Source organism: Pseudomonas brassicacearum (genome assembly GCF_009601685.2).
Taxonomy (GTDB): domain Bacteria; phylum Pseudomonadota; class Gammaproteobacteria; order Pseudomonadales; family Pseudomonadaceae; genus Aquipseudomonas; species Aquipseudomonas kilonensis_B.
Genome location: NZ_CP045701.2, coordinates 4,341,008 through 4,358,759 on the forward strand (window position 1 = coordinate 4,341,008; position 17,752 = coordinate 4,358,759).

Here is a 17,752-nt window from a genome sequence, read left to right on the forward strand (position 1 = left end):
AGCTTGCTCGCGATAGCGGTGACACATTCAACATGGATGCAAGCTGCCCCACCGCCATCGCGAGCAAGCTCGCTCCCACAGGGATTCGAGCCGACCCAGAGGTATCGACTTCATGAACATCCTCTACGACGAACACCTCGACGGCCCCTTGCCCAAGGTGGACAAACAGGCCCTGCTTCAAGCCTTGCAGGCACAGGTTCCAGACCTGGACATCCTGCACCTGGAAGAAGACCTCAAGCCCTACGAATGCGATGGCCTGTCGGCCTACCGCTCCACGCCGCTGCTGGTGGTCTTGCCCAGGCGCGTCGAGCAGGTGCAAGCGCTGCTCAAGCTCTGCCATGGGCAGAATGTGCCGGTGGTCGCCAGGGGTGCCGGGACCGGTTTGTCCGGCGGCGCCCTGCCCCTGGCAAGCGGCGTGTTGCTGGTGATGGCGCGGTTCAACCAGATCCTGCACATCGACCCCGACGCCCGCACCGCGCGGCTTCAGCCAGGGGTACGCAACCTGGCGATTTCCCAGGCGGCGGCACCGTTCGGGCTGTATTACGCGCCGGATCCCTCGTCGCAGATCGCCTGCTCCATCGGCGGCAATGTCGCGGAAAACGCCGGCGGCGTGCACTGCCTCAAGTATGGCCTGACGGTGCATAACCTGTTGAAGCTGGAAATCCTCACCGTCGAAGGCGAACGCCTGACCCTGGGCAGCGAAGCCCTGGATTCGCCGGGCCTGGACCTGCTGGCGCTGTTCACCGGTTCCGAAGGCTTGCTGGGGGTGATCACCGAAGTGACAGTCAAACTGCTGCCCAGGCCCCAGGTCGCCAAGGTGTTGCTGGCCAGTTTCGATTCGGTGGACAAGGCCGGGCGGGCGGTGGCCGACATCATCGCCGCCGGCATCATTCCCGGTGGCCTGGAAATGATGGACAACCTGGCGATCCGCGCCGCCGAGGACTTCATCCACGCCGGCTATCCGGTGGAGGCCGAAGCGATCCTGCTGTGTGAACTGGACGGGGTCGAGGCCGATGTCCATGACGATTGCGAACGGGTCCGCCAGGTGTTGGAGCAGGCCGGTGCCACCGAGGTGCGTCAGGCGCGGGACGAAGCCGAGCGGCTGCGCTTCTGGGCCGGGCGCAAGAACGCCTTCCCGGCGGTGGGCCGCCTGGCGCCGGATTATTACTGCATGGACGGCACCATCCCGCGACGCGCCTTGCCCGAGGTACTGCAGCGCATCGCCAGCCTCGGTGCCGAACATGGCCTGCGCGTCGCCAACGTCTTTCACGCCGGCGACGGCAACATGCACCCGCTGATCCTGTTCGATGCCAACCAGCCCGGCGAACTGGAGCGCGCCGAAACCCTGGGCGGAAAAATCCTCGAACTGTGTGTCCAGGTGGGCGGCAGCATCACTGGCGAACACGGTGTCGGCCGGGAAAAAATCAATCAGATGTGCACGCAATTCAACAGCAACGAACTGAACCTGTTCCACGCGGTAAAAGCAGCGTTCGATCCCAAAGGTCTGCTCAACCCCGGCAAGAACATCCCCACCCTGCACCGCTGCGCCGAATTCGGTGCCATGCACATCCATGGCGGGCAACTGCCGTTTCCTGAACTGGAGCGTTTCTGATGAGCCGCGAAGCCGACCAGGACGCCAGCGACCTGCTGCTCGCACAGGTCAATCGCGCACGGGCCGACGCCACGCCGCTGCGCATCCAGGGTTCGAACAGCAAGGCTTTCCTGGGGCGCGAAGTGGCCGGCGAAGTGCTGGACACCCGCGTGCATCGGGGCATCGTCCACTATGACCCCACCGAACTGGTCATCACGGCCCGGGCCGGCACCCCGCTGCGGGAACTGCTTGGCGCCCTGGACGCTGCGGGGCAACGACTGCCCTGCGAACCGCCAGCATTTGGCGACGACGCCACGGTCGGCGGCATGGTCGCCGCCGGGCTGTCGGGGCCGCGTCGCCCATGGGCCGGTTCGGTGCGCGACTTCGTCTTGGGCACGCGCCTGATCAGTGGCCACGGCACGTTGCTACGCTTCGGCGGCGAGGTGATGAAAAACGTCGCCGGCTACGACCTGTCGCGCCTGTTGGCTGGCAGCTTCGGTTGCCTGGGGGTGATCACCGAAGTCTCCTTGAAGGTCCTGCCCAAGCCCCGTCACAGCCTGAGTATCCGCCTGGAACTGGACAGCACCGAGGCCCTGGAAAAACTCGCCGAATGGGGCCGACAACCCTTGCCCATCAGCGCCGCCAGCCATGACGGCAACTGCCTGCACCTGCGCCTGGAGGGTGGCGAAGGCTCGGTCAGCGCCGCTCATCAGCGTTTCGGTGGCGAGGTGATCGACGATCAATACTGGACGGCACTCAACGAACATCAACTGGCCTTCTTCGATGAAGGCTTGCCGCTGTGGCGCCTGTCGTTACCCAACCATACCGGGCCGCTCACCCTGCCCGGCGCGCAACTGATCGACTGGGCCGGCGCTCAACGCTGGTTGAAAACCGAGGCCGACACGGTGCAGGCCCTGGCCCATGAAGTCGGCGGCCATGCCACCTGCTATCGTCAGGGTGCCAGCGACACACCGTTCCAGCCACTGGCCCCGGCACTGCTGCGCTATCACCGGCAACTCAAGGCCCAGCTCGATCCCCTGGGGCTGTTCAATCCTGGTCGAATGTACCCGGAGTTATAGTGTCCTGTGTCGCAAATGTGTTCCTTTTTGACGAGTGGCTGTTGTCGTCAGGCAAGGCGCCGCGACGAGTCATAGCCCGCTATGGCGAGGAGCGGCAACGCAGCATGACGACAACAGACGCCGTCAAAAAGAAACAGCATTTGTGATACAGGACACTACCTATGCAGACCCGTTTTAGCGACCAAGCCAGAAATCTGCCCCGCGCCGAAGAAGCCGAACGCATCCTGCGCAGTTGCGTGCATTGCGGCTTCTGCAATGCCACCTGTCCCACCTACCAATTGCTCGGCGATGAACTGGACGGCCCGCGCGGACGCATCTACCTGATCAAGCAAGTGCTCGAAGGCCAGCCAGCGACGGCCAGCACCCAACTGCACCTGGATCGCTGCCTGTCGTGTCGCAACTGCGAGACCACCTGCCCGTCGGGCGTGGATTATCACAACCTGCTGGACATCGGCCGGGCGGTGGTCGACCAAGCCGTGCCGCGCCCCGCCAGCCAACGTGCACTGCGCCTGGGGCTGCGCAGCCTGGCCGCCAGTCCCGAGCGGTTCAAGACCCTGCTGCGCCTTGGGGCGATCTTCCGTCCGTTGCTGCCGGCGAACCTGAGCGCCAAGTTGCCCCACCCCTCCCCAGCCCACCGCGAACGTCCACCGGTCCGGCATCGGCGCACAGTGTTGATGCTCGAAGGCTGCGTGCAACCGGGCCTGTCGCCCAACACCAATACCTCGGCGGCGCGGGTGCTGGATCGACTCGGCATCAGCGCGATCCCCTGTGCGCAGGCTGGCTGCTGCGGCGCGCTGGATTATCACCTCGACGCCCAGGCCACCGGGCTGGACCGCGCCCGACAGAACATCGACGCCTGGTGGCCGCACCTGGAAAACGGTGCCGAAGCCATCGTTCAGACGGCCAGCGGCTGCGGCGCATTCATCAAGGACTACGGGCACCTGCTGGAACATGATCCTGGCTATGCCGCCAAGGCCAAACAAGTCAGCGAACGGGCATTGGACCTGGTGCAAGTGCTTGGCAAGGAGCCGCTGGAACAGATCTGCGCGGCCAGGAACCAGCGCATTGCCGTACATTGCCCCTGCACCTTGCAACACGCGCAGAAACTCGGCGGCAGCATCGAGGCGCTGCTGACGCGGCTGGGTTTCAACCTCACCGAGGTGCCCGACGGCCATTTGTGTTGCGGCTCGGCCGGCACCTATTCGCTGACCCAGCCTGCCCTGGCGCGGCAATTGCGCGACAACCGCCTCAATGCGCTGGAAAGCGGCCAACCGGAGCTGATCGTCACCGCCAACGTCGGCTGCCAGCACCACCTCGACGGTGCCGGTCGCACGCCCGTGCGGCACTGGATCGAGCTGGTGGATCAGTCCCTGGCAGAATGAAGTCCTGAAGATTCTTCGTTTGCCGGGGCCGGCGAAGGCTGCGATCTTTCGTCCAACTTTCCCACAGCCCTCGCCAGGAATTCTCACGATGAGCTTCGTCAGCCCCGACCTGATCCGCCAACGCTTCTCCAGGGCGATGTCCGACATGTACCGCGACGAGGTGCCGCTGTATGGCGCCCTGATGAAGCTGGTGGAGCACACCAACGCCCAAGTGCTGGCCGCAGACCCGGCCTTGGCCGCACACCTGCGCAGCACCGGCGAGCTCGAGCGCCTGGACCTGGAACGCCACGGTGCGATCCGCGTCGGCACCGCCGCCGAGCTGGCGACCCTGGGGCGTCTATTCGCGGTCATGGGCATGCAGCCGGTGGGCTACTACGACCTCACGCCAGCCGGGGTGCCGGTGCATTCCACCGCTTTCCGCGCTGTGCACGAAAGCGCGTTGCAGGTTAGCCCGTTCCGGGTGTTTACCTCGCTGCTGCGCCTGGAACTGATCGAGAACGCCGAGCTTCGGGCCTTTGCCGAGTCGGTGTTGGACAAACGCCGGATCTTTACCCCCCGCGCCCTTGAGCTCATTGACCTGGCCGAACGCCAGGGCGGCCTGACCGAGGCCCAGGCTGAGGACTTCGTCCTACAGGCCCTGGAAACCTTTCGCTGGCACCACAGCGCCACCGTCACCGCCGAACAGTACCGGCAACTGAGCGCCCAACATCGTCTGATCGCCGACGTGGTGGCGTTCAAGGGCCCGCACATCAATCACCTGACACCGCGCACCCTGGACATCGACATCGTCCAGGCCCGGATGCCGGCGCACGGCATTACTCCCAAGGCCGTGATCGAAGGCCCACCCCGCCGCCAATGCCCGATCCTGCTGCGCCAGACCAGTTTCAAGGCGCTCGACGAGCCCGTCGCCTTCACCGACCAGCCCCAGACCCAAGGCAGCCACAGCGCCCGCTTCGGCGAAATCGAACAACGTGGCGCGGCCCTCACGCCCAAGGGCCGCGCGCTCTACGATCAATTGCTGAACGCCGCGCGCGACGCGCTGGGGGAGTTTCCCAACGAAGCCAACGCCGAACGCTACAACCGGTTGATGACCGAACACTTTGTTGAATTCCCTGACAACCACGACGAACTGCGCCGACAGGCATTGGCGTACTTCCGCTATTTCGTCACGCCCGAGGGCCTCGCCGACAAGGGCACCCTCGAGCAAGCCGTCTCCCTGGAGCACTTGCTCGAGCAGCAATACCTGCGCGCCGAACCCTTGGTGTACGAGGACTTCCTGCCTGTCAGCGCCGCCGGCATCTTCCAGTCGAACCTCGGCGATGCCGCCCAGAGTCACTATGCCGGCCAGTCCAATCGCCAGGCCTTCGAAGAGGCGCTGGGGCGAGCGACCATCGATGAACTGGGGCTGTATGCCCAGACGCAACAGCGCTCCATCGATGAGTGCAGGGCTGCATTGGGCGTGTAGGAACAAGCTGAAGGATAAAGCGGCAAGAAGCTGCATAACCGGCGTGCCGCGCGGCGCGCCTTCATCGACCACGCTACCTGGCTATCGCGGCGTTCGGTCAAGCCGCGAGGAGCTGCAAGGCGCCGGGCAAACCTTTGTGCGCTTTCTTGCCTGCCTGGAAGGAATAACCGCCCGACAACGCATCAACTTATTGATATATATAGTTTTTTTAAAAATGGCATAGCTCTTGATAACCGTCAGGCCACCTCGGGGCGACTCCCGTCCCAGGTCCTATCGTTATCCAGGAAGGAGAGCATCCATTGGCAACTCCCGCATACATGTCCGTTGAGGGCTACAAACAAGGTCTGATCACTGCCGGTGCGTTTACCGCCGATTCAGTGGGCAACACCTACCAAGAGGGTCATGAAGACCAGGTCATGGTGCAAGCTTTCGAGCACCAAGTGACCATCCCTCGCGATCCCCAGTCCGGTCAGCCAACCAGCCAGCGCATACACAAACCCCTGATCATCACCAAGGTATTCGATAAAGCTTCGCCACTGCTGCAGGTCGCCCTAACGAGCGGCGAACGGCTGAAGGAGGTCAAGATCCAGTGGTACCGCACTTCGGCAGCAGGCACCCAGGAGCACTACTACACCACCACGTTGGAGGACGCGATCATCGTTGATATCAAGGACTACATGCGCAACTGCCAGGACCCAGAGAACGCACACTTCACCCATCTCGAAGACGTGCACTTCACATATCGCAAAATCACCTGGACCCACGAAGTCAGCGGCACCTCGGGCTCCGATGACTGGCGCTCACCGGTCGCTGGTTGAATCTGAGGCAGCCACTCACGCATCGGCCCGCTCTGCGGGTCGATGTGCCGTTGAAAATAATCGATAGTTGTTGATTCAGGGCGGTGTTCGCCCAGTGCGATGGCCTCGGCAATCCATGCACTGGTAAAGAGCCTGACACTGGGCGAACGGGCACAATAATAATCGAACTTTTAGAATATGTCCGTGAGCCTGTTTAAATAATTATTCATCGTTGCAACTATCGCGCTCAGGATCTGTACGAGCTGTAGGAGCTGTAGGAGCTGTAGGAGCTGTAGGAGCTGTCGAGTGCAACGAGGCTGCGATCTTTCCCCAGATACTTGAATCTCAAGCGAAAGATCAAAAGATCGCAGCCTCGTTGCACTCGGCAGCTCCTACACAGCGTGCACACAACGCCTGCGTAGCCAGGGTTTGGGGGGCTGCGTATAGCTGTACAAATAGTTATACAAAACATGGACAAGTAGACAAAGTTATCGACAAAACAAAATTAAACAGTCCTGAAAAACTCTTTTTTAATACCCGTCGACGTGACGTCATTCAGCCACGCCGACCGGTTTTCTGAGCATCGGTATCCCCTGCCTCAGGGTCGCCGTGCTGTTGTTTGCGCTTGGTCGGGTCATTGGGTCGCAAGGCATCGTTATCGCGTTCCACTTCACCGGGCAATGCCGGGGCGTCAGGGTTTTTCCGGGTTTGATCGGGACGGTGCTGCATGGCGAACTCCTTGAATCTTTCAGGCCTGAGGTCAGGGGTGAGGCGTCAGGCGTCGGGGTCGGCGACTTCTTCAGTGACATTGGCATCCGGGGAACGCTGGTGCAGTTGCTCGGCCTTGGTCTTCAAGGCCTGCCACTGCGCCAGGTCGATGGCGCCCTGACCGAACAAGTCATTGGCCACCCGCATCAGCTCGGTGAAGTGAGCATCGGGGGACTGCTGCCAGTAGGCCTTGTCGTCGAACAATCGCTGCCAATCGGCCAGCGACGGAAGTTTGAGGTCATCGCTCATGACGGGCTCCTGCGAGACATTCATAAGCTATGAGGGTCGACGTTCGCGGGGAGTTCCGGCGATTCTCAGTAGCCGGTCATTTCCAGGTAACCGGTGCCGCCCTGGCTACCACGCAGTTGCACCGGCCCTTCCCAATAGGGAATGCGCAGGTTCATCCAGGCGTTGGGGTTCAGCGCGTGGAGGGTGATGTCGAGTTGCTTGCTGGGGATCTTGATGGCCCAGCCAACCGGCATCGAGCGCCCGGCGACCTTGGCAGTGTCCTGGGGCACGAGGCTGATTTCCCCGGCGTGCAGGGTCTGCGCTTGGCCCTGCGCGTCGATCCAGGTGCCTGTGAGGTACGGCGCGCCGTCCTTGTGGCGCATGCGGTAGAGCATCAGGTGCTCGCCGTTGTCCAGGTGCAGGGAAAACCAGTCCCAGCCGGTCTGGTTTGCGGTCAGGGGCTGGCTGCTCCATTCGCGGTCGAGCCAGGCCGGGCCACTGACCGCATAACGCTGACCATCGATTTCCAATTCACCGCTGGCCTGGAAGAACGGCTGGCTGTAGTAATACGACGCCTGCCCCTGTTCGGATTTCTGGCTGAAACCTTGATCGCCCTGCAACACCAGTGGCCGGCTCGACGTCAGCCGCAACGCATAGCTGAAGCGCGGGTCGCGCGCCTTCAATTGCATGTCCGCCAACGGCTCGGCCCCTGAAGCCTGGGTACTCAATTGCCAGTCGTCGATCCAGGCATTGAAGGGCACCGCCTGCACCCCGGCCTGCCCCACCCCGCCTCGTGCATATCGCTCGGCGGCATGGTGCACGGTGGCAGACGTGACCGCAGCATGGCCGAGCCAGATCGTCTGGTTACGCCAGCCGCTGGGCTGGGGCGCGGCATTCAAGGCGCTGCGAAACAGCGTCCATTGCACGCCGAACTCATGCCCCTGGGCATCCTTGAGATTGGCGGTGACGTACCACCACTCGATGCGAAAACCTTCATGAAGGCCATGGTCGGTGGGGAAACTGAACACCCGCCCAGGCACAACCGGCGTGAACGCGACAGCCTGGTCGCCGAGGCCGGCAAAGCCCTTTTGCGTTGGTGCTGAGTCATCGCAACCACTGAGCAATGCCAGCAGCAACACGCCAACTTTAATCTTCATGGGCAAAGGTCCTCAGCAAATCCGCCGGCTGGGTGCGGTACAACGCATACAGCGGCCAGGCCGATGCCAGCAGCGTGGCGAGCATCGCCAGGGCCAGCAATTGCGCCAATTGCAACGGAAACACCCGCAACGGCAGGCGCCAACCGAAGGCCTGCACATTGATTACCGCGTCCAGGCACCAGGCCAGGGCGATGCCCAGCGGCAACGCCAGGACCAGGGTCAGCAACGCCAGCAGCCAGGTCTGGCCGAGGTTGAGCAGCATCAACTGCCGCCGCGTCACGCCCAGTGCCCACAGCGGTGCCAACTGGCCGAGGCGACTCTGGCTCTGGGTCAGCAGGCTGATGAACAACGCCACCCCGGCCACCGCCAGGGTCAGGCTGTTGAGGGCAGCGGTGGCGGCGAAGGTGCGTTCGAACACCTGGGTCGACCAGCCCTTGAGCCGGGCCTGGTCGACGATGCGGCTGTCATCCAGGCTGAACCGGCCTTGCAACGCTGTCAGTAGCGACGGGATGGCCGACGGCTCGATGCGCAGGTTGAAACGGTTCGGCGTCAGGTTCGGCCAGTGCGTCAGCAAGTGGTCGGCGTTGACCAGCACATGGCCCTTGGGATTGCCGTAGTCGGCGTAGATTCCGACGATGCGAAGTGCCCATGGGCCCTGCGGTGTCGGCAGGGTCAACTGATCGCCGATACTCACCTTGAGACGCCGGGCCAGTTGTTCGCTGAGCATGAGGGTATCGGCGGCGGCCAGTTGCTCCCACGGCTTGTCACCGGCCGACTCCAGCAGCGGCCAATGCTGTCGATAGTGGGGGTGATCGATGATGCCATGAATATCCGTCGGCCAGCCCTGCAACGGGACCGAGACCTGCCAGAGCGGAACGACAGCGGTGATCGCCGGTTGCTGCTTGAGCCAGGTGTGCAGTTCCTCCGCCTGGGCCGGGGTTTGCGGGTTGATGTACAGCTCGGCCGTCAGCCGTTGTTCAAGCCAGTTGCTGAAGGTCTGGCGGAAACCGGCCGTCATGCTGCCGGCGCCGATGTTCGCCGCCAGCGCCAGCAACAAGGCCATCAGCGCCAGGCTCAGCGTCGGCAATTGCTGGCGACAATCGGCGAGAAACCATTGCGCGAGCACCGAGCGGCTGCGGTGCAACAGCCGCTTCAGCGCGCTGTTGAGCAACACCGGCAAGGCCAGCGCCGCGCCCAGCAACAAGGCGGTCATCAGGACAAAACCGCTGGCCAGGCTATCGCCCCAGATCAACGCCGATGCAGCAATCAACGCCGCCACCGTCGCTACCCAACCCTGGCGTCGCAGCCACCGGGCATGGGCCTGATGCCAGGCTTGGGGATTGGCCAGCGCCAGCAAGGGCAGGCGCGCCGCCCGCAATAAGCTGTCGGCCCCCGCCAGCAGCGCACCGAGCAGGCTCAGGCCGACACCGCTGAACCACCACCACGGGCTGAGGTTCAAGTGCCCGGCCACTTCGGCGCCGTACAACCCCCGCAGGCTCGCCGCGACATCGGGCAACAACAGGCTCGCCAGCCAATAGCCGCTGAGCACCCCGGCGATCCCGCCCAGCAAGGCCAGCGCGCCCAATTCGATGGTCAGGCTGGTGACCAGTACCCGCGCACTGACGCCACAGGCGCGCAGAGTTCGCAACAGACTGCGGCGTTGTTCCAGGGCCAGGCCGATGGCCGCGTGAACGATGAACAGCCCCACCACGAAGGATAAAAACCCCAAGGCGTCGAGGTTCAGGTGAAAGCTTTCGGTCAGGCGCGACAGGTTGTTTTCTTCATCGGCGTGCTTGAGTAGCAGTCGACCGTTGAACGCTTCCGGCAATGCGGCGCTGAACGTGGCGGGCAACAGCAGCCGCGACAGTTGCTCCGGCAACCCGAGTACCTGCTGGGCGAAACCGATGTCCATCAACAGCACGCCCGGCGCCATATCCTCCTGGACATGCAGCGGCGGCAGGGAACGTCCATCGACGGTGCGAGGCCGGTCGCCCTCGTTCAGCCCTAGGGCCTGCAAGGTCTGCGGGGCAATCCAGGTGCGACCGGGATCGGTAAAGAACGCCACCACCTCGGTCATCTCCCGCGCCTGCCCCGCCAGTGCTGCACCAGGTGGCAGTGACACCGGGTCGATGCCCATCAGTTGCAGGCGCTGATCCTCGCGGTCCTTGAGCATCACCCGCGCCTGCAACACCGGCGACACCGGCCAGCCCTGGCGCCGCAACTCGACAAACCATTGCTGCGTAAAAGTGCCGCCGCCGGGTGCACTAAGGCTGGCCTGGGGTTCGCCGCCGATCAGTTGGCTGGCCCGGGCGTAGCTGTCCCGGGCCTGACTGTTCAGCGCCTGCACGCCGGTGAGCAGGCTGGTGGCCAGCCACAGGCCCGTCAGCACGCTGAAAAATTGCACCGGGTGTTGGCGCCAATGGCTGAGCAGGGCCTTGAGGGTCTGACGAAAAATCATCACCCCTGGGCCACCTGCGCCAATCGCCCGCCGTGCAACACCACGCGTTGGGCCAGGCGAGCCGCCACCCGCGGGCTGTGGGTCACCATCAACAGGCTGGTGGGGCTGCCATCCAGCAGTTCCAGCAGCAGTTGCAGCACTTCGTCACTTGTGGCCTCGTCGAGACTGCCGGTGGGTTCATCGGCCAGCAACAAGGGCGGCCGCGAGGCCAACGCCCGCCCCAGCGCCACCCGTTGTTGCTGGCCGCCGGAAAGCTGCTCAGGGTAACGCCGCAGCAGCCCTGAAAGCCCGAGCCGCTGCACCAGATGGGCTTGCCAAGCTGCGTCATGACGGCCGCACAGACGCGCCTGGAACGCCAGGTTATCCTCCACCGACAAGCTGCTGATGAGGTTGAACTGCTGGAACACCAGACCGATTTCCGTGCGTCGCCAATTCGCCAACTGGCTTTCACTCATGCCATCGAGTCGATACTCGCCGCTGCGAATGCTGCCGCGATCCACCTTGTCCAGCCCAGCGACCAGGTGCAGCAAGGTGCTCTTGCCACTGCCCGACTCCCCCATCAACGCCAGACTGCTGCCTGGCATCAGCGTCAGGTCGATGCCTTGCAGCACCGGCAATGGGCCTTGGGGCGTGGCGTAGCTTTTGAAAACATCGCGGACTTCAAGCATGAAAAGGCTCGATGGATGAACGTGGGGCTCAGGATAGCGGAGTTGAGGGACGGTCCCCACCCGGGATGAACCTGCCTGATACTCAGCAACCAGAATAGCTACGACGAGGTAGATGCCACAGAGCCTGGGTTTGCTCGTCGGGTTGGGGTGTATATCCGTTTCTGCGGTAACGGCCACTGGCGGTTACCGCAGCAACGGATATGTACTCAATCAATAACATCCTGACCGGCTACAAGCTCGCCCACCAAGAGCTCAGCGCCAATCAATGCCCCACCGCCATCTCAACCTGGCCGGACTGCGGTGTCACGATGTCGCCCAAGTCGATGTGTTTCCAAGCCGGTTTCGCCCCCAAGCGCGCATTGAAGCGGTAGTTGAAGGTGAAGTCGTCATCGGTCGGTTGATCCAGGGACTTGCCATAGATCGCTTCGACCCCAGCCGGCTCGTACCCCATCAACTGCAACAGCGTCGGGAAAATGTTGTAGTGGCTGGAGCGGTCTTTGTTCTGTGCCCAGGCTTGGCGCCAATCCAGGGCATGCAACTGCGAGCCCTGGATCACCACCAACGGCACCAACCCCTCCTCCGCCACCGGGTCACCGCCGCAATGGGTGTTGAGCCCGGGGTTGCCGCGCTCGTGCAGGTCCTGGCCGTGGTCGGAGGTGTAGATCAACACGGCATGGCTCAGGTCGGCCTGCTGGAAGATTCGCTTGAAGAACTCGCCGACGTTCCACAACAAGGTGTTCTGGTAAGCGTTGCGGTACAGCAACCAGTCATCTTTCTGACCATTGAAGCCGTCGCGGCTGCCGGTGTCGGCCACGTCCTGGAACTGTCCTCGCGGCAAGGCCGGGCGGTAGGTCATGAAGTCGTCGGGGTATTTGTCGTGTACCGGGAAATGCGCCCCCACCTTGTTGATCACCACCAGTTCGGCCTGGTTGTCGCCCAGGAGCTCGATCAACTTCGCCGCCGCCGCCATGTCGCGGTCGCGCACGCTGGCCTGGTCGAATTGGACGAATTCGTCGATGTCCTGTTTTTCCAGTTCGGTCATCAGGTTCTGCAGGTAGCCGCCGGTGCGTTGGGCGTCGATATAGACGGTACGCAACCCGGCCTTCTTGGCGTACTGCCAGATCGACGGTCGGGTGCTGTTGATGCGCATGTAGTCGGTGCGCGTGCCGCCGTAGCGCAGGGTGACATTGGTGTCGGCGCTGCAATTGGCAATGGAGGCCGCATAACCGAAATTGAAAACATCCACGCCCTCGGGCGGCGTCTTCAGGCCAGTGTGTACGCCGAACGGCGTGTTGATATCCAGGTAATTGCCACCAACGCTTTCATCGATGATCAGCACGATATCCTGCTCGATCAAAGACGATCGTCGCGCCAGGTTGACCGGCTCCCGAGGGCCAATGGTGTTGTGCAAGGACTCGTAGGCAAACAGATTCAGATAGGCCAGCGGCGTGTACATCACGGGCAGGCCGCGCGCGCCCTCGCCCGCCCGCACGAACAACACACCACTGAGCAATAACACGCCCAGGACGGGTGCCGCCATTGGCAGATACCCGGACAGCCGCATCGACCTTCGAGGCTTGAGGGCGATGCCGAACAACAGCAGCAAGCCGCTGACCGCCGCGCTGATAATCACATCGCGGTACTGATAGGCCGCCTCCTGGATAAATCCCCCCGAGTACACCAGCGAAACGAACTGGCTATAGGTCAGGTAGCTGTCCGTGACCCGGGTGTACACCTCGAAAAACACCGCTGAAACAAACATCGCCAAGGCAAACACATGCCTCACCAGGGTCTGGCGTATGTAGGCGCTCATCCACAGCGCCAGCACCAGCACCGAGAACATGGCGCCGAACATCAAAGTTGCGACCCCAAGGCCCAACGCATTCAGACGGTCCAGGTAATAGTCGTACCCCTTGAGCAGGTACAGAACCAGCAGCAGTTCCTTGAGGTAGCGCGCCATGTTTTCCTCGACCGGATCGCCGTGTCAAAAGTGCTTCGTTCCTGCACGTTAGCAGCCGGCTCTCAAAGCGCAAGAAACCCCTCTCCCCAACCACGCGTCAAAAAAAAGTTACCCCAAAAATGACACGAAACCTCGTCACAAAATGTAAAAATCTATGGGCTACTACCGTTTATCGGTTTATCAAATTACCTAAACACCCAGTAAAACAGCCACTTTGCTAAGGCAGTCAATGACTTGATATCAAAACGCCCGATTTCACTTGAATTGCCAACACTGACAACTGTCATTTTGCTGACACGCTTTTCTGAAGCTGCGCTATACCCCTCTAAACAGTTTCATCCGAGTTACATCAATGGGTCTGCGAGGCGCGCCAAGAATGGACGTGAGCGTATTTGGAACGGGGTATGTCGGGTTGATCCAGGCGGCTGCAATGGCTGACGTCGGTCACCGCGTTTTGTGCATCGACATCGACCCGAACAAAATCCGGCAACTGCAACAAGCCGTACCGACCATCAGCGAGCCGGGGCTGTCCAGTTTGCTCGAAGACAACATCAAGGCCGGACGCTTGTCGTTCAGCTCCCAGGCCAGCGACGCGGTCAACCACGGCGAGCTGATTTTCATCGCCGTCGGCACCCCTGCCGATGAAGACGGCTCGGCAGACCTGAGCCATGTGCTGGCTGTCACCCGGCAAATCGCCGACTTCATGGACTGCGACCGCACCCTGATCATCAAGTCCACGGTACCGGTGGGCACGGCGGACAAGGTGGCCGAATGCGCCCGCCAGGCGTTGGCGCGACGGGGCCTGAAACAGTTGAACGTGCGTGTGGTGTCCAACCCCGAGTTTCTCAAGGAAGGCAGCGCCCTGGCCGATTGCATGCGCCCCGACCGGATCATCATCGGCACCGCCGATCCGCTGGCCCGCGACCAGATGACGGAGCTCTACGCGCCCTTTTGCCGCAACCACGAAAAACTGATGTTCATGGACAACCGCAGCGCCGAACTGACCAAGTACGCCGCCAATGCCATGCTCGCCACCCGCATCAGCTTCATGAACGAACTGGCCAACCTTACCGAACGGCTGGGCGCCGACATCGAAGCGGTGCGCAAGGGCATCGGCTCGGACCCGCGCATCGGTTACCACTTCATCTACCCCGGCTGCGGTTTTGGCGGCTCGTGCTTTCCCAAGGACCTGCGGGCCTTGCTGCACACCGCCGAACAAAGCGGCATGCCACTGCGCTTGTTGCGCAGCGTCACCGACGTCAACGACAGCCAGCGACACATCCTCTTCGAGAAACTGGCGACGCAATTCCAGGACGGCCTGGCCGGCAAGTCGATTGCCATCTGGGGCCTGGCATTCAAGCCCAACACCGATGACATGCGCGAGGCCCCCAGCCGCTACCTGATGGAAGCGCTGTGGCGCGAAGGCGCCCGGGTCCACGCCTATGACCCGGAAGCCATGTCCGAATGTCGGCGCCTCTACGGTTACCGCAAGGACCTGAACCTCTGCGCCACCCGCGACGACACCCTGGAAGACGCCGACGCCCTGGTGATCTGCACCGAGTGGAAGAATTTCCGCGTGGTGGACTTCGACCTGCTGGCCAGCAAGTTGCGCGCCCGGGTGATCATCGATGGCCGCAACCTGTACAACCCCGACCACCTGGCCGCCGCCGGGCTGCTGTATCGCGGTATCGGGCTGCGGCACACCGTGCCGGGCACCCCGCTCTCCGGGTCACAAACATGAACATCCTGGTCACCGGCGCAGCCGGCTTCATCGGCGCCCACGTCGTGCGGCGACTGCTGTGCGACGGCCATCGGGTGTGTGGGCTGGACAATTTCAACGACTACTACGACCCCCAGCTCAAGCACGACCGCGTGACCTGGGTGAACGAGCAGGCCGGCGAATTTCCCCTGGCGCGGATCGACCTGGCCGACGCGCCAGCCATCGATGAGCTGTTCCAGACCCGGTGCCCGGAGGTCGTGATTCACCTCGCGGCCCAAGCAGGCGTGCGCTACTCCCTGGAAAACCCGCAGGCCTATGTCGACAGCAACATCACCGGGTTCCTGAACATCCTGGAAAACTGCCGTCGCTATCCGGTCAAGCACTTGATCTATGCCTCTTCAAGCTCGGTATACGGCGCCAACACGCGCACGCCTTATTCGGTACAGGACAACGTCGACCATCCGCTGTCGCTGTACGCGGCCAGCAAAAAAGCCAACGAACTGATGGCCCACAGCTACAGCCACCTGTTCGGCATTCCCTGCACCGGCCTGCGCTTCTTCACGGTGTACGGCCCTTGGGGCCGGCCAGACATGTCGCCAATCCAGTTTGCCCGCGCCATTGCCCAAGACCGTGTGCTGCAGCTGTTCAATCACGGCGAGCACCAACGCGATTTCACCTACATCGACGACATCGTCGAAAGCATCGCCCGCCTGATCGACCGTGCGCCCCAGGTCACGCCTTTGCTGGATCACGAACAACCGGACCCGGCCACCAGCCGCGCGCCGTGGCGGATCTACAACATCGGCGGACAGCACCCGGTGGCGCTGCGCACCTATGTCGAGCTGCTGGAAAAACACCTGGGACAAACCGCCCGCATCGAACTGCTGCCCCTGCAAGCGGGGGATGTGCTCAACACCTGCGCCGATGCCAGCGACCTGGCACGGGCCACCGGCTTCAAACCGTGTATCGAACTGGACGAGGGCCTGGGCCGCTTCATCCAGTGGTTCCTCGATTACTACCCACGGCCTGCCCACGCACCGCTCGCGACTGAACGCTTGCGGCCCAACCTCAGCGGAGGAATCCATGACCCGACATGAGCAAGTCATCGAGATCAACGCCCCCGGACGCGACAAGCGTGTCGATCCGGAGCACCGCAGGCGCCTGGACGCGGCCATCCATCGCCAGGGCCGTGGTTGGCTGACCGGTCGCGACAGCGGCCGGCCCTGGACGGTTTCACGCACCAATCGCGTGGTAGCCTGCCTCGGCGCATTGGCGATCCTGCTGCTGCTCTGCCCGCTGCTGCTGGGCCTGGCGCTGCTGGTCAAGTTCTCCAGCCCAGGTCCCGTGTTGTTCGTGCAGAAGCGCACCGGTTATCGCGGCCGGGTCTTCGGCATGTACAAGTTCCGCACCATGGTTGCCGACGCCGAGGCGCTCAAGGAGTCGCTGCGCCACCTCAACAAACACGGCGCCGATGCCATCGACTTCAAGATCGACAACGATCCGCGCATCACGCCCATCGGCCGGTTCCTGCGACGCAGCAGCCTCGACGAACTGCCGAACCTGATCAATGTAGTGATCGGCGACATGCGCCTGGTGGGCCCGCGGCCGACCTCGTTCAATGCCTATCGATACAAGGACAACCATCTTGTGCGCCTGAGCATCTACCCCGGCATGACCGGTCTTTGGCAGATCTCCGGGCGCAGCAATATCGACTTCGACCAGCGCGTGGAATTGGACCTCAGCTATATCGCTGAACAAAGCCTGTGGCTGGATCTGAAGATCCTGATGATTACCCCCTTCAAAGTGTTCAGCGGCCACGGAGCGAGTTAAATGGACGGTTCAACCAATATCCTGACCATAGCCAGCCCGAGCGAGACCAACCTGACCTCGACCGTGCTCGACCCTTCCCTGCGGATCCTGCTCTTGACGGCCGCCAACACCGGCACCGGAACCAGCACCAGCGCGATGGCGCTGGCCGCTCAACTGGCGCAGATGAGCAACGGTCGCGTCCTGCTGGTAGATGCCAGCCAGTCACCGCGCAACCTCACCCAGCAACTGTCGTTGCACAAGGAGCGCGGTTTTACCGACCTGTTGTTCAACAGCCTCGCCCCGCCCTTGCTGCAGGACTGCGTGGTGCAGGCATCCAGCCTGCCCTTCGACGTGTTGCCCCACGGGCGCCTGGGTCGCAATGCCGAGCACCTGAGCCCCGAGCGCCTGCGCCCACTGTTCAGGCAACTGGCGGCGCAATACCGCTTTGTAGTGATCGACGCCGACGCGGTGTATTCGGCCAGCGACACGCTGGTGCTCAGCACCCAGGTCGACGGCGTGGTGCTGGTGGTGCGTGGTGAAGACACCCGTTGGGAAGTGGCCCAGGCCGCCCGCCAGCGCCTGTCCCAGGCCGGCGCGAAAGTGGTGGGCAGCGTGTTCAACCGCCGCAAGTACTACATGCCCAAGTGGCTCTACAACAACCTGTAAGCCT

General features: G+C 62.7%; 15 protein-coding genes. 9 read left to right on the forward strand and 6 right to left on the reverse strand.

Annotation, left to right across the window (positions count from 1 at the left end):
• The first annotated feature begins 112 nt into the window (after positions 1 to 112).
• The 5 genes from glcD (at position 113) to GFU70_RS18300 (ending at position 6,335) form a co-directional block, all read left to right on the forward strand.
• On the forward strand, positions 113 to 1,612 hold the full coding sequence (glcD, locus tag GFU70_RS18280; protein WP_058542958.1) for a glycolate oxidase subunit GlcD: 1,500 nt from the start codon (positions 113 to 115) through the stop codon (positions 1,610 to 1,612).
• Entirely contained in the window at positions 1,612 to 2,670 is a 1,059-nt protein-coding gene (gene glcE / locus GFU70_RS18285; protein ID WP_153388561.1) for a glycolate oxidase subunit GlcE, read from the forward strand. The genes glcD and glcE overlap by 1 nt, the downstream gene beginning before the upstream one ends.
• Before the next feature lie 161 nt (positions 2,671 to 2,831).
• Positions 2,832 to 4,052 carry a glycolate oxidase subunit GlcF gene (glcF, locus tag GFU70_RS18290; protein WP_116641717.1) on the forward strand — a complete coding sequence of 407 codons (1,221 nt, stop codon included), beginning with the start codon at positions 2,832 to 2,834 and terminating at the stop codon, positions 4,050 to 4,052.
• Positions 4,053 to 4,140: 88 nt separating this feature from the next.
• The gene (locus GFU70_RS18295; protein WP_153388562.1) at positions 4,141 to 5,517 is read left to right on the forward strand and encodes a VOC family protein; all 1,377 of its coding nucleotides are present in this window, start codon (positions 4,141 to 4,143) and stop codon (positions 5,515 to 5,517) included.
• Between the two features lie 299 nt (positions 5,518 to 5,816).
• Positions 5,817 to 6,335, forward strand: coding sequence for an Hcp family type VI secretion system effector (locus GFU70_RS18300; RefSeq protein ID WP_058542962.1), 519 nt, complete (start codon positions 5,817 to 5,819; stop codon positions 6,333 to 6,335).
• Between the two features lie 534 nt (positions 6,336 to 6,869).
• On the opposite strand, the gene GFU70_RS18305 is transcribed toward GFU70_RS18300, so the two are convergent.
• The 6 genes from GFU70_RS18305 to GFU70_RS18330 all read right to left on the reverse strand — a co-directional run bounded on the left by GFU70_RS18305 (position 6,870) and on the right by GFU70_RS18330 (position 13,553).
• Positions 6,870 to 7,043, reverse strand: coding sequence for a hypothetical protein (locus GFU70_RS18305; RefSeq protein WP_165826012.1), 174 nt, complete (start codon positions 7,041 to 7,043; stop codon positions 6,870 to 6,872).
• Between the two features lie 45 nt (positions 7,044 to 7,088).
• The gene (locus GFU70_RS18310) at positions 7,089 to 7,331 is read right to left on the reverse strand and encodes a hypothetical protein (protein ID WP_058542963.1); all 243 of its coding nucleotides are present in this window, start codon (positions 7,329 to 7,331) and stop codon (positions 7,089 to 7,091) included.
• Positions 7,332 to 7,396: 65 nt separating this feature from the next.
• A complete protein-coding gene (locus tag GFU70_RS18315) occupies positions 7,397 to 8,467 on the reverse strand; it encodes a lipocalin-like domain-containing protein (RefSeq protein WP_153388563.1) in 1,071 nt (356 codons plus the stop codon).
• On the reverse strand, positions 8,457 to 10,928 hold the full coding sequence (locus GFU70_RS18320; protein ID WP_153388564.1) for an ABC transporter permease: 2,472 nt from the start codon (positions 10,926 to 10,928) through the stop codon (positions 8,457 to 8,459). The genes GFU70_RS18315 and GFU70_RS18320 overlap by 11 nt, the downstream gene beginning before the upstream one ends.
• Positions 10,925 to 11,593: an ABC transporter ATP-binding protein gene (locus GFU70_RS18325; RefSeq protein ID WP_153388565.1), complete on the reverse strand. Its 669-nt coding sequence runs from the start codon at positions 11,591 to 11,593 to the stop codon at positions 10,925 to 10,927. The genes GFU70_RS18320 and GFU70_RS18325 overlap by 4 nt, the downstream gene beginning before the upstream one ends.
• Positions 11,594 to 11,855: 262 nt before the next feature.
• Positions 11,856 to 13,553, reverse strand: coding sequence for a sulfatase-like hydrolase/transferase (locus GFU70_RS18330; RefSeq protein WP_058542967.1), 1,698 nt, complete (start codon positions 13,551 to 13,553; stop codon positions 11,856 to 11,858).
• A 376-nt stretch (positions 13,554 to 13,929) separates the two neighbouring features.
• Between GFU70_RS18330 and GFU70_RS18335 the strand changes: the two genes are divergently transcribed.
• Genes GFU70_RS18335 through GFU70_RS18350 form a run of 4 tightly spaced genes read left to right on the forward strand, consistent with a single transcriptional unit; the run spans position 13,930 to position 17,748 of the window.
• Complete coding sequence (locus tag GFU70_RS18335; RefSeq protein WP_153388566.1) at positions 13,930 to 15,294, forward strand: UDP-glucose dehydrogenase family protein; 1,365 nt, start codon at positions 13,930 to 13,932, stop codon at positions 15,292 to 15,294.
• A complete protein-coding gene (locus GFU70_RS18340) occupies positions 15,291 to 16,370 on the forward strand; it encodes an NAD-dependent epimerase (RefSeq protein WP_058542969.1) in 1,080 nt (359 codons plus the stop codon). Before GFU70_RS18335 ends, GFU70_RS18340 begins: the two co-directional genes overlap by 4 nt.
• The gene (locus tag GFU70_RS18345; protein WP_058542970.1) at positions 16,357 to 17,103 is read left to right on the forward strand and encodes a sugar transferase; all 747 of its coding nucleotides are present in this window, start codon (positions 16,357 to 16,359) and stop codon (positions 17,101 to 17,103) included. The genes GFU70_RS18340 and GFU70_RS18345 overlap by 14 nt, the downstream gene beginning before the upstream one ends.
• On the forward strand, positions 17,104 to 17,748 hold the full coding sequence (locus GFU70_RS18350; protein WP_058542971.1) for a CpsD/CapB family tyrosine-protein kinase: 645 nt from the start codon (positions 17,104 to 17,106) through the stop codon (positions 17,746 to 17,748). It begins immediately after the preceding gene.
• Positions 17,749 to 17,752: the final 4 nt, after the last annotated feature.